At 68.1% G+C, this 12,952-nt stretch carries 9 protein-coding genes; 4 read left to right on the top strand and 5 right to left on the bottom strand.

From position 1 onward, the window contains the following. Positions 1-7 precede the first annotated feature (7 nt). From IPG63_05960 to IPG63_05950, 3 genes are all read left to right on the top strand, one after another. Complete coding sequence (locus tag IPG63_05960; GenBank protein ID MBK6726793.1) at positions 8-1,381, top strand: FAD binding domain-containing protein; 1,374 nt, start codon at positions 8-10, stop codon at positions 1,379-1,381. Then, positions 1,378-3,675: a xanthine dehydrogenase molybdopterin binding subunit gene (gene xdhB / locus IPG63_05955; GenBank protein MBK6726792.1), complete on the top strand. Its 2,298-nt coding sequence runs from the start codon at positions 1,378-1,380 to the stop codon at positions 3,673-3,675. Before IPG63_05960 ends, xdhB begins: the two co-directional genes overlap by 4 nt. Positions 3,676-3,802: 127 nt before the next feature. Continuing rightward, entirely contained in the window at positions 3,803-4,684 is an 882-nt protein-coding gene (locus IPG63_05950) for an XdhC family protein (protein MBK6726791.1), read from the top strand. Here the strand turns inward: IPG63_05950 and IPG63_05945 are convergent. The 5 genes from IPG63_05945 to IPG63_05925 all read right to left on the bottom strand — a co-directional run bounded on the left by IPG63_05945 (position 4,660) and on the right by IPG63_05925 (position 12,087). Next, complete coding sequence (locus IPG63_05945) at positions 4,660-5,172, bottom strand: hypothetical protein (GenBank protein ID MBK6726790.1); 513 nt, start codon at positions 5,170-5,172, stop codon at positions 4,660-4,662. The genes IPG63_05950 and IPG63_05945 overlap by 25 nt on opposite strands. A 121-nt stretch (positions 5,173-5,293) precedes the next feature. After that, on the bottom strand, positions 5,294-5,650 hold the full coding sequence (locus IPG63_05940) for a DUF2149 domain-containing protein (protein ID MBK6726789.1): 357 nt from the start codon (positions 5,648-5,650) through the stop codon (positions 5,294-5,296). After that, on the bottom strand, positions 5,647-6,171 hold the full coding sequence (locus IPG63_05935; GenBank protein MBK6726788.1) for a MotA/TolQ/ExbB proton channel family protein: 525 nt from the start codon (positions 6,169-6,171) through the stop codon (positions 5,647-5,649). Before IPG63_05935 ends, IPG63_05940 begins: the two co-directional genes overlap by 4 nt. Further along, the gene (cobN, locus tag IPG63_05930) at positions 6,164-10,186 is read right to left on the bottom strand and encodes a cobaltochelatase subunit CobN (protein ID MBK6726787.1); all 4,023 of its coding nucleotides are present in this window, start codon (positions 10,184-10,186) and stop codon (positions 6,164-6,166) included. Before cobN ends, IPG63_05935 begins: the two co-directional genes overlap by 8 nt. Positions 10,187-10,188: 2 nt before the next feature. Next, on the bottom strand, positions 10,189-12,087 hold the full coding sequence (locus IPG63_05925) for a TonB-dependent receptor (protein MBK6726786.1): 1,899 nt from the start codon (positions 12,085-12,087) through the stop codon (positions 10,189-10,191). A gap of 107 nt (positions 12,088-12,194) precedes the next feature. Between IPG63_05925 and IPG63_05920 the strand changes: the two genes are divergently transcribed. Continuing rightward, the gene (locus IPG63_05920; GenBank protein ID MBK6726785.1) at positions 12,195-12,932 is read left to right on the top strand and encodes a DUF2127 domain-containing protein; all 738 of its coding nucleotides are present in this window, start codon (positions 12,195-12,197) and stop codon (positions 12,930-12,932) included. The last annotated feature ends 20 nt before the right edge of the window (positions 12,933-12,952 follow it).

Genomic DNA, 12,952 nt, shown 5'->3' with positions numbered 1-12,952 from the left:
TTCGCGGATGACATCGAACACGAGTTTCAGCTTGAACGGGGCGCCGGTGGATCTTGCGGGCGCCGAGCCGACCCAGTCGCTATTGCGCTGGTTGCATGCGCGGCGGATGACGGGAACGAAGGAGGGCTGCGGGGATGGTGACTGCGGCGCGTGTACGGTCGCGATGGTCGAGACGGACGCGGCTGGCCGCGCGCACTATCGCGCGGTGAACAGTTGCCTGTTGCCGGTGGGTGCCCTGCCCGGTCGCGAAGTGGTCACGGTCGAGTCGCTGGCCGAGGGTGAGCGTCTGCATCCGGCCCAGCAGGTGCTGGTCGAGGGCGCGGGCTCGCAATGCGGGTATTGCACGCCGGGGTTCGTGATGAGCCTGTTCTGCGGCCAGCACGAGCGCGATCTCTCGGACCACTGCATCGAGGGCAATCTCTGCCGCTGCACCGGTTATCGGCCGATCCGCGATGCAGCCAGGCGACTCGCGGCACTACCGGTGGTCGAGGATCGTTTCCATCACGCGCTCGCCGAGCCGCGTGTCGCACTGACGACGAGCGTGCTCGGTTCTTTTCACAACCCGGCCACGTTGGCCGAAGCGCTGGCACTGAGGCAGCAACATCCAGCAGCGAGCTGGATCGCCGGGGCGACCGATCTCGGCGTGAACCTGAGTCGCGGCCAGCTGGTCGCGCCGGCCTTCATCGCACTCGATCGCATCGCCGAATTGCAGCAGCTCGAGGTCCATGACCACGCGGTGCGCATCGGTGCCGGTGTGCCGCTGTCGCGACTCGAACAGGAACTGGCCGGGATGTTTCCGCTGCTCGACGACATGTTGCCGTGGTTCGCCGCGAAGCAGGTCAAGAACCGCGCGACCTTCGGCGGCGGGCTCGGCTCGGCCTCGCCGATCGGCGACCTGGCACCGATCCTGCTCGCGCTCGACGGCGACATCCACCTGCTCGGGCCGAACGGCGCGCGCGACGTGCCGGCAGCCGCGTTCTTCCTCGACTACCGCAAGACCGCGCGCGCCGAAAATGAACTGATTGTCGCGGTCACGCTGCCGCGTCGCGCCGAGCTGGTCACCGCCTCGTACAAGGTCGCGAAACGACAGACCGACGACATCAGCATCGTCGCCGCCAGCTTCGCGATGGCGCTCGATGGCGAGCGCCGCGTGCAGCAGGTGCGCCTCGCTTATGGCGGCGTCGCCGCGATCCCGCGCCGCGCCACCCGCACGGAATCCCAGCTGCACGGCCAGGTGCTCGGCGACGCCATGGTCGAACAGGCGCGCGCATCGCTCGTCGAGGAATTCACGCCGCTCAGCGACCATCGCGCCGACGCCGACTATCGCCGCGCGTTGGTCGGCAACCTGTTGGTGAAGTTCGTCGCGGAGAAGCTGGCATGAGCAAGGCGACGGCGCACGAGTCCGCCATCGGCCATGTCAGTGGCCGCGCGAGCTATGCCGACGAGCAACATCCGCCAGAAGGCCTGCTGAGTCTGTATCCGGTGCAGGCGCCGCACGCGCATGCGCGCATCCTCGCCATCGACACCGATGCCGCGCGTGTCATGCCCGGCGTGCATGCGGTGCTGACCGCGGCCGATGTTCCCGGCACCAATGACCTCGGCCCGATCGTGCATGACGAGCCGGTGATGCCGGCCGATCGCGTCAGTTTCCACGGCCAGGCCGTGGCCTGGGTCGTGGCCGACAACGAAGTGCAGGCGATGGCCGCGGCCCGGCGGGTCAAGGTCGACTACGAGGCGCTGCCGGCCCTGCTCGACGTGCACGCAGCGATCGCGGCCGGATCCTTCCACTTGCCACCGGCGCGGGTCGAACGCGGCGATGTCAGTGCTGGCCTCGCCGCGGCCACACACCGCCTGCATGGCGAGCTGATGGTCGGCGGCCAGGAGCATTTCTATCTCGAGACCCAGGCCTGCTGGGCCAGCATCGACAGCGAAGGCCTGGTGCAACTGGTGTCCTCGACCCAGCATCCGAGCGAGACCCAGCACATGGTCGCGCAGGTGCTCGGCATCGCCTCGCATCGGGTCGTCTGTCGCTGCCTGCGCATGGGTGGCGGCTTCGGCGGCAAGGAGACCCAGGCCAATCCTTTCGCCGCGGTCGCGGCGCTGGCGGCGTGGAAGACCGGCCGGCCGGCACGAGTGAAACTGCATCGCGCGCTGGACATGCAACTGACCGGCAAGCGCCATCCGTTCTTGGCGCGCTTCGAGGTCGGCTTCGATGACGATGGTCTGCTGCAGGCCGCGCGCATCGACCTGGTCGCCGATGGCGGCTGGAGCGTCGACCTCAGCCCGCCGGTGCTGATGCGCGCGATGGTGCATGTCGACAATGCCTACTTCATCCCGCACATCGAGGTTGTTGGCCGCATCGCCAAGACCCATCTCGCCTCGAACACGGCGTTCCGCGGTTTTGGCGGTCCGCAGGGCATGGTCGTCGGCGAGGAGATGCTCGATCGCGTTGCGCGTTTCCTCAGGTTGCCGGTCGACCAGGTGCGCGAGCGCAATTTCTATCGCGAAGGCGCCACGCCCGATCGCAACCAGACCCACTACGGCCAGCCGGTGGTCGACAATCACCTGCCCGAGTTGTGGGCGCAGCTGCGTGCGTCGAGCGCCTATGACCTGCGCCGCGCCCAACTTGATGCATTCAATCGCGAACACCCGCAACGCAAGCGCGGGCTCGCGATCACGCCGGTGAAGTTCGGCATCTCGTTCAACAAGACCGAATACAACCAGGCCGGCGCTTTGGTGCTGATCTACAGCGACGGCAGCGTGCAGCTGAACCACGGCGGCACCGAGATGGGCCAGGGCCTGCACACCAAGATGCTCGCGGTCGCCGCGCGCACGCTCGGCATCTCGCAGTTGCGCATCCAGATCATGGTCACCAGCACCGACAAGGTGCCGAATACCTCGGCCACCGCCGCGAGCAGCGGCTCGGATCTGAACGGCCAGGCGGTCAAGGCCGCCTGCGACACCCTGCTGGCGCGGATGGCGCCGATTGCAGCCGCGTCGCTCGGCGGTGGCGCCGAAGACGTGAGGTTCGCCGACGACCGCGTGTTCCTGCGCGCAACGCCCGAACGCAGTCTCGGTTTCGACGAAGTCGTACGCGCGACCTACAACGCCCGCATCAGCCTGGCCGCAACCGGCTACTACCGCACGCCGGGCTTGAGCTGGGACCCCAAACTCGGGCGCGGCCATCCGTTCTACTACTTCGCGTTTGGTGCCGCGGTCTGCGAGGTCGAGGTCTGCGGCCTGACCGGCGTGCACCGCCTGCGCCGGGCCGATCTGCTGCACGATGTCGGCGACTCGATCGCCGAGCTGATCGACCTTGGCCAGATCGAGGGCGGCTTCGTCCAGGGCATGGGCTGGCTGACCAGCGAGGATCTGCGCTGGAACGCGCAGGGGCGGCTGCTCACCGATGCACCTAGCACCTACAAGATCCCGACCGTCGGCGACGTGCCTGACGACTTCCGCGTGAACTTGTTCAAGCGCAGCAAGCCACCGGGCACGAACGTGATCTTCCACAGCAAGGGTGTCGGCGAACCGCCGCTGATGCTCGCGATTGCGGTGCGCGAGGCGATCCGCGACGCGGTGGCCGCATTCGGTGATGCGCGCGTGGTCGAACTCGCGGCGCCGAGCACGCCGGAGGCGATCTATCGCGCGATTCAGCGGGTGCGCAGGCAGTGAAGCCGCTGCAGAGCGACCCCCTCCCAACCTCCCCCTTGCTGCGCAAAGGGGATGAGAACAGCGCCGCTTCTACTCCCTCCCTTGCGCGCGCAGCGCGGAGGGGAGGGTTGGGGTGGGGTGCTCTTCCGTGAGCCAGCGCCTGTTCTCGACGCTGGCCGAGTGGCTGGCCGCTGAATCGGTCGTGCTCGCGAGCGTGCTTGCCACGCGTGGCGCTTCGCCGCGGCATGGCGGCGCGCAGATGCTGGTGACGGAATCCCGCATCGACGGCAGCGTCGGCGGCGGGCGCCTGGAGCTGCACACCATCGCCGCCGCGCGCGCGTTGCTGTCGAGCGGTCGCGACAACGCAGCCGTGGCCATCGACCTGACCGGTCGCGATGGTGCGCATGGCGTGTGCGGCGGTTCGATGCAGATCGCACTACGCCGCTGTCAGGGCGCTGCCGATCGCATCCGCGCCATTGCCATTGCGGACTCGCTCGCCGCAGGGCGTCGCGTGATCCTGGATGCCGACACACTCGGTGCGGACGCCACGCTCACGCTCGAGCCCGCACCACGTCTGCTGATCCTCGGCGCCGGCCACTGCGGCCTGGCGCTGTGCCGGGCCGCGCTGCCACTCGGCTACGACCTGCATGTGCTCGACGATCGTAGCGACGGCTACGACCCATCGGCATGGGTCGGTGCCACCTGCCATCGCGAGCGTGCCGCCCTCCCGGCGCTGCTCGACAGCGAACGCCGCGTCGCCGCCGTGCTGCAGAACCGCGACTGGCGAAGCGACGTCGCCTTGCTGCCGCTGCTCGCCGCTCGTCCTCCGCTCTACATCGGCATGATGGGCAGCCGCAAACGCATCCGCCAGGTGTTCAAGGCACTGCCCGAACTCGGCGACTTGTGCGCCCGCATCCACGCCCCGGTCGGCCTGCCGATCGGCGCCGAGACGCCGGAGGAACTTGCGATCAGCGTGCTGGCGCAGGTCATCGCAGCGTTCTCGGCTCAGCTACGGGGCACCGGCACGTAGATCCTCGAACCGTCCTGCATCTTGCCCAGGTGACGGCCCAGTTGTTCGATCGCCGTGCGGCATACTCTGCCGAGCCTCATGCCCTGAAGGTGGGCGCCGAGCCAGCCGGGCGCGCGGAGCGCTTCGATCGAAAGGCGGACGGTACAGCCGACGCCACAGGTGCGCACGCGCAGATCGACCAACCAGCGCTTTCTGCACTCGTGTTGCAGACTGAGCACGATGCGACGACCCGCTTTGAAGGCGATCACATACACGACGATGTCGCCGCAGTCGCACCGCAGCAGGGCGACGTCACCGGCCGCATAAGCGCCCGGTGGCAGCGCGACCATCTCGCGAGCGCCAGGCCACCAGTCCACCATGCACGCGAGGTTGCGCAGCGCATCGAACACACCGTCGGCCGCGAGTGGCACCATCACTTCGCAGGCAACGAACGCCACGGAATCCGGGCAGAGGGCGTGAGGAGCGGTCGTCTGGTCCGGTCGCGACATGTGGGTCGAACCGCTATCGAGATGCCAGATCGATGTAGCCCGCCACCACGGCCGCACGACGCGCACGCGGCGTATCGACCGCTGCCACCCGTGCACAGGGGTCGAGTCGCACGCCATTTCCTCAGGATCGCGGTGGCGAGGCCGCAGTCGGTGCGTCGCCACCCGCATCGGGCACGTACACCATCGACCCGTCCGCCATTCGGTAGGCGACTCCCGCCTTGCGCCCCTCGCCGCTGCCGATCTGGCCTTCGGCTCGGTAGCGCTCGATCTTCTCGCCGTCCTTGACGATCACCTCCATGTTCGCCTCGCCCGGGTTGCGCACCAGGGTGAAGCGCTCGGCCGAGAACGGACTGAGCGGGCTCTGCGCCATCGCCAGCAGGAGCGCGGCGACCAGCACCAGGAACACGTCGATCAGGTTGACGACGGAGAGGATCGGATCGTCCTCGGCGTCATCGAGCAGGCGCAGGCGCGAACTCATGCCGGGACCTCGGCGGCGTGCACGTCGTGGACCACAGCCGCGGTGGCCGACGGCCCCTCAAGCATGGCCAGGTCCTGGGCGTACCAGCGGCGGCGCACGCTGACGATCCAGAAGGTCAGCGCCGAGGCGATCAGCGCCAGAATCACCGCCGAGAACGCGACCATCAGTCCGCGCGACATGTCGGCGAGGTTGCCATCTGCCAGACCCTTCAGCGCCGGGCCCATCGGGATCATGGTCGCGACCAGACCCAGCAGGGGCGCGATACGCGTTGCGATGCGCGCCACCTCCAGGCGTTGCACGGCGACGGATTCCAGTGCGTCCAGCGACAGCTCAGGCGAGTGTCGACGCAGCAGAACCAGTTCGTAGCCGACGGCGTCGCCGCGACGACGTTGGCGCCATTGCCAGAGGAAGGCACCCAGCGCCACGAAGGCGTAGCCGAACAGACCGGCGATCGCGAACAGCACCGGGATCAGGAACAGTTGGGCGAGGTCGTACATCGCCCCTTCGAGGCCACTAGCCATGAGGAACTCCTTGGGATGGGGATGCGGGGGTGGCGCGCAGCCGGCGCAGGCGGCGATCCGCCCAATGCCGGGCGCGTTCGCCGGATGGATGGATGCGTTGTGGACCGCGCGGTGCTCGTGGGGTGCGGGTACGGCCTTGCTGGATTGATCCGATGGCGATCAGCGCCAGCAAGCTGGCCCAGGCCAGCACCGACCACCACGACGGCGCGCCAGCCGCGACCGCGCTTTCGACGCGTTCGAGACGCTGGCCTTCGACCGGCGTGGCCGGTGCCTCGGGTCGTGCCGGTGCCACGGCGGCCTGCAAGCCGTAACCGACGTACTCGGCGAGTGCGGCGTTCGTGGTCTGCAGATCGAAGCGCTGCATCAGGTCGGCGTAGCGTTGCTTCAATTCGTCCAGCGTCGCGGCATCGGCCTGCCAGTAGTCCTGGCGCGATGCTTCCAGCATGCGCTCGATGACTTGCGCCAGCGCTTGCGGGTTCTCGCGCTCGAACCAGTCGCGCAGTCCAAGCGCGTGCTTGTCGCGCACGTACACGTCGGCGAACTGCTGCCACTGGTCGTCGCGCACGATCTCGCGTGACACCGCAGTCCAGCCCCAGAAGTTGTTCATGGCGTCGGTCACTTCCAGGGTGCCGGCGTAGCCTTCGGCCATCAGTCCCTGGATGTAGCCGGGATGGAAGTTGCGCGTGGCCAGTTCCTTGGCGAGGAAACCGGCGGCACTCTCGGCGCGACCGCTGCCGCCGCCGCGCAGGTTGCTGATCATCAGGTTCGGTGCCTGGCCATCGAGATGGCGCACCGCCAACGCGATGCCACCCAGATACTGGAACGGATCATCGGTGGTGAGCATGCCGTACAAGTTGGAGCTGCGCGACAGCACCGCGCCTTCGGTACCGCGCAATTGCTCGGCATACAGGTTGACGTCGGCGCCGGCGAGGTCGGCACGGCCCCAGTCGGCGCTGTCCGGGCCATAGCCGTACTGCATCTTCGACAGGTACAGCTCGGCCAGTTTGGCGTCGCCCTCGGCCTTACCCTGCCAGCTGTCGCTGGCGAGCGTGGCGTCGTCGAGGCCGGTGCCGTATTCGCCCGAGGCGGATGAGAACAGGCGAGTACGTCCGGCCTTGAGCGCGGCGACGGGATCCAGGCCGCGCGCCACCAGACGCTGCCTGATCGCTTCGCTGTTCGCATGTACGGCGTTGTCGGGTTCGTCGGCCGCGGCCGCGAGCTCGACGGCCCGAACCAGATGCTGCATCAGGTTTGGGAAGTGGTCGCGATACAGGCCGGTGGCCGAGAGCACCACATCCACACGCGGTCGACCGAGTTGTTCGCGCGGGATCAGGTGCACGCCGGTAACGCGGCCGCCCGCATCCCATTGCGGTTCAACGCCGAGCAGGCGCAGCGCCTGGGCTTCGAGCAGGCCCTGGTGGCGCATGGTTTCGACCGACCAGAGCGAGAAGGTGAGCTTGGTCGGGGCGCGGCCATGGTCGCGGCGATGGGCATCGAGCAGATCGGTGGCGGCCTGTTCCGACGCCGCCCAGGCCGCTTGTGTTGGCACCCGCGAGGGATCGAATCCGTACAGGTTGCGTCCGGTTGGATAGGCGTCGGGGTTGCGGATCGGATCGCCGCCGTAGGAGGTCGGCAGATGCTCGCCGCGCAGTCCGGCGAGCAAAGCCGGCAACTCGTGGCTGGCGTCGATCACGGCAAAGGCCTGGCGTGCGCGCTCGATGCCGCTGCGCAACTCGGCGGGCAACACCGCATCGTTGGCGCCCTGCAGCAAGTGCCGCTCGAGCAGCCGATAGGGAACGCTGGCGCGCAGGGCTGCGTAGTCGCCGGCCAGGGTCTCGTCGCGCTGGTCCACGGCCACGCCCGCATGTGCGGAAGCGGCCTCCCAGAACGGTTTGCCGAGCATCAGCAGCACCGTCGCCAGCCGATGCTCGTCCGCCGGCGCGCGGCCGAGGGCGTGCAGGCCGAGCGGTTGCGCGGTCTGCGCGAGTTCGTGCAGGTGGTTGTGCAGCACGTCGATGAAGGCCGGGAACTCGGCGTCGGCGCGGGCGCGGGTCCAGCCGAGGTCGGCGATGACGTGTTCGCCCTCGGCGCCGTCGAGCAACTGACGCGCGATCTGCGTGCGCACCGCGCCTTCGTCCTGGTTCAGCCACTGGTGCAACTGGTTGTGCAGATCGACCAGCACAGTGTGCAGCCCCGCCGGGCGGAACGGCGGCGTCTGGTGGCTGACGATCAAGGCGCGGCCGCGCCGGCGTGCCTGCAGCGCTTCGCCGATGTTGTCGGCGATGTAGGGATAGACCACTGGCAGGTCGCCGAGCGCGAGCATGGGCGCGTCGCGCACCGACAGCCCGCGTTCCTTGCCGGGCAGCCATTCCTGGCTGCCGTGGGTACCGAAGTGGATCAGCGCATCGCTGCGATGCGATTGCCGCAGCCACAGGTAGGTCGCGAGGTAGTGGTGCGAGGGCACCGCGCTGGTGCTGTGGTACAGCGCCTTCTCGGCCTCTTCCCAGCGTTCGCCGCGCGGTGGCTGGGGCAGCACGACCAGCGCGCCGAACTCGGCACGCGGGATCACGAAGCCCGCCTCGCCCTCGCGGTCGAGCATCAGCAGGCTCTGTTCGGGTTCGCCCCAGCGCGCCTCGATCGGTGCGCGTACCGCGTCCGGCAACTGTTCGTACCAGCGCCGGTACTCGGCGACAGGCAGGGTTGCGGCATCGCCGGCAGCGACCAGCGCGGCCAGATCGACCTCACGGTAGTAGGGCGCAAGCAGGCGCTGCAGGCGCGCAACCAACGCCGTCTCGTCGGCCGGCACGCCGTCGATGCGATAGCCGGCCGAGCGCAGCGCCGTGGTCGTCGCCTGCAACGATTCCGGCACATCGAGGAACGAGGCCGACAGGTTCTTCTCGCCCGGCGGGTAGTTCCAGAACATCAGCGCCAGTCGCTGTTCCGCGGTCGGCGTGCGGCGCAGATGGGCGATGCGGAGGGCCTTGTCGAGCACCGCCTCGAACTGGCCCGGGATCGGCAGTACGGCATCGTCCTCGGGGCGCGTCGCGGCGATCACCTGGGCGTCGATGGCACCGGCGTATTCGGGTTGCGCCAGATAGAACGGCACGTCGTTGAGCGGCACGCCGGTCGGGTCGGCGCGCCAGTCCTCGGCGCTTCCGGCGCGATACGACAACCCCTGCAGCACTGGGCGCCCGAGCTTCGCGAAGTCCGCACGGCGCGCCTCGCCATCGAGCACGATCTGGGTGTTGACCAGCACATCGCACAGCGCCTCGCCTTCCGGCATCAGCAAAGACGCATAGCCCTCGCCGCGCATCGCCGGCGCGTAGAACGCCAGCGCGATGCCGCCGCGCTGCTCGATGGCGCGCACGAAGGCATCGACCAGGCCGGTCTGCATCGAGGCCAGGTACTGCTGGTGGAAGGCGATGGCGATGACCGGACTGCGTGCGCGCGCAGCGGCATCCATGCCTTTCCAGCGGAAATAGTCGGTCGCGTCCGCGAACACCTGGCCGGGGGCGTCCGGGTGGTAGATCGCGGTCTTGGGGAACAGCACGGGGTCAACGACATTTCCCGCGTCGGTGCCACGCAGGTGCGCCGCGAGGCGCGCGAAGAAGGCATCGAAATTGCGCTCGCCGCCGTTGCTGTAGTGCGCGATCAAGCGCTTCGCCAACACCTCCGGGAAGCCCGACCACGCGGGCTTCTGGTCATACAGCCAGGCGTTCGGCACATGCAGGTCCGGCAGTGCGCGCACGAGCGTGGCGCGCACCTCGTCTTGCAAGTAGCTGTCGATGAACACGGCGTCGTAGCCGGTCCACAGGCTGCCATCGGTCTGTGCCGGAATGGTCTGCAGGTACCGGTGTTCGACCGTGATGCCGTGATGCTGGCCGATTTCGGCCAGTGCGCGGAACTTGCCCGCCGGCACGTTCGGCGTGGCGACGATCAACACGCGCTCGGCCAGCGCCGGCATCGCCAGCGCCGCGAACAGCAGCGTCAGCAGGGATTGCTGGAGCCATCGCATCGTCAGAAGCCGACGCCGACCGACAGCGACACGCCGCGGCCGCGTTCGGCGTAACCGTAGTCGACGGATCGGCCATCGAGGCGAACGTCGGTCAGGTTGTCGAGCCCAAGGCGCAGGCGCAGGTGTTCGCCGAAGCGGCGGGTGACGGCCGCGTTCCACAGCGTGTAGCCAGGCAAGAGCACGCCCGCCCCGGTCTGCTTACCGGTTCGCTCGCCGCCGAACCGCAGGCTCCAGGCTTCGCTCGGCGCCCAGTCGATGCGAGCGTTGACGGCGTGTTCCGGGCGGTACTCGAGTTCGGCACCGGTGGCGCGGTCTTCGCTATCGAGCAGGCTCAGGTCCAGGCCGAACTGCAGGGATTCGCTCAGCGCGTACTCGCCTCCGATTTCGGCACCACGCAGGCGCGCGGCGTCGACGTTGTCGTATTGGTAGATGCGACGCGGCCCCTGCTGCTCGATCAGGCGATAGGTGATCAGGTCATCGACCTGCGTGTCGAACAGCGAAGCGCGCAGCGTCCATGGCCCGGACAGGAAATCCGCCGCCAACTCGAAAGCGTCGGCGGTCTCGGGCTGGATCGCGGCATTGCCGAGGAAGCTGTGCGGGCCTTCGGCGCCGACATAGTCGGGCGAAATCTGTTTCAGCGTCGGCGCCTTGAACGCGCGACCCCAGCCACCCTTAAGCACCCAGGTGTCGCTGGCCTCGTACACGAGGTAGGCGCGCGGGCTCGGCTGGCTGCCGAAGAACTCGTGCTCGTCGATGCGCAGGCCGCCGGTGAAGCCGAGGCGCTCTGCGATTTGCCATTCGTCCTGCACGAACAGGGCACGATGGGTGGCGTCGTCGCTGCCACCGGCGAGACCGGAGTTGGCCAAATACTCCTCGCGCAGCTCGAATCCGGCGGTGACTCGATGCGCGCCGAAGCCGGCGCTGGCGTGACCGTCGAGAACGCGGTCGACCAGTCGCTGCGGCCTGGTCGGCTCGACGTTTTCGGTGCGCCAATTGGTAATGTCGAGTTCGCTGCGGTAACCACGCAGCACCAGATCGGCCACGCCGACGCCGGCGAACCAGTCGAGATGCACGGTGTCGCGGGCTAGTTCGTAGTGATTGTCGTAGGCGAGACCGGCGCGGGTGACATCTCCGTACCAGCGTTCCTCATCGCCGCTGCGCGCTCCGAACTCCAGGCGCTGACGCTCGGTCAAGTCGATGCGTGCGCTGACGCCGAGCGAGCGCGCATCGCTGCCTTCCTGCTCGGCGTAACGCGCGTCTTCTCGCAACGGCACCGCGTCGATCCGCGAGTGCTCGCCCTCGACCGCCAAACCGACACGCTCACCGAGACCGCCGCGTGTGACGAAGGTGCTGCGATGTCCATCGCCACCCTCGTCGCCGAGCAGTGCGAGCCCGCGCAGTTGCAGTTCGCCATGCCAGTCGCCCTGGCCGCGGCGGGTGATGACGTTGATGACGCCACCCAGTGCCTCGGAGCCGTAAAGGGTGGACATCGGACCACGCACGACCTCGATGCGTTCGACCGCTTCCATCGGCAGCCAGCCATACTGGTAGTCGGAATGACCAGCGACGTCGTCGGAGGCGGAGATGCGCCGGCCATCGACCAGCACCAGCACATGCTTGCCCTCCAGGCCGCGCAGCGAGAAGGTCTTGCGGCCGCCGACCTGGCGCGGGCTCAGGGTGACGCCGGGCAGGCCGCGAATCGCCTCCAGCAGGGTCGGTGGCGCACGCCGATCGAGCTCGGCGCGGTCGACCACGGTCACCGAGGCCGGGGCCGTGCGCAGGTCGCGCTGGTTCAGCGTCGCGGTGACGGTCACCTCGTCCAGCTCGGTTGGGGCTGCGCGGGGCGCCGGCTCCGCCCAGGCCGCCAAGGGCAGGCTCATGGCGATCAGCAGGGAAATCATTCGGAACGGGGGCGTCGTCACGTAACGCCGAGAGGTGGTGGGGCGCATGGGGGAGGTCCTGGAAGAGTCGGAGATCGTAATGCGAACGCGTCGCATTTGCGTCAATGATGCCGACGACACCCGCCGCCGTCAACCTCCCGCTACCGCGGCCCCTTCATCACCTGACCATCGTCGAAGCGGATTTCCTTCGGGTACCGGTCGAGCGGGATCTGGTTGAGCGGCCGCTGCACCAGCTCGCGGTCGGCGGCGGGCGCGTCGGCCGGCGTCGCACTCGGTTCCTCGCTACGCTCGCGCTGGAATGGGAGGGACCCGCGATGAACTCACCAGTGAAATCAGGATTCATCACCGCCCTGGGCTGGACCCTGGTCGCGTTTTCGGGCATGGGCACGATGGTGTCGATCCTCCAGAACATCATGCTGCACACGGTCTTTGGCGGCGCGGGTTTCGATCGAGCGAGCACCTCCATGCCGCCGGACATGCCATGGCTGTTCCAGTGGATGATGAGCAACTTCGCCGTGTTTTTTGCGTTGATGCTCGGTGTCGCGGTCATCACGCTGATCGCATCGATTGGACTGCTGCTTCGAAAGAACTGGGCGCGCGTAGCGATCATCGTCTTGATGATCGGCAGCATCGCGTCGCAACTGGTCGGCTTGCACGCGCAATTCAGCATGATGGGGCACATGCGCCAGCAGTTTGCCGCGGCGCCCGGCGCCCCGGACATGGGCGCTTTCTTCATCACGATGGCCGTGTTCAGCGCCATCTTCGGCCTCGGTTTCTGCGTTCTGTTCGGCTGGATCGCGAAGCGACTGATGTCGCCGGAGATCGCCGCGGAGTTTGGCCGATAGACGCAAGCCGATCTCGCCCG

It is taken from the genome of Lysobacterales bacterium, assembly GCA_016703225.1.
Classification (GTDB): Bacteria; Pseudomonadota; Gammaproteobacteria; order Xanthomonadales; family Ahniellaceae; genus JADKHK01.
This window is presented reverse-complemented; position numbering and strand designations above follow the sequence as displayed.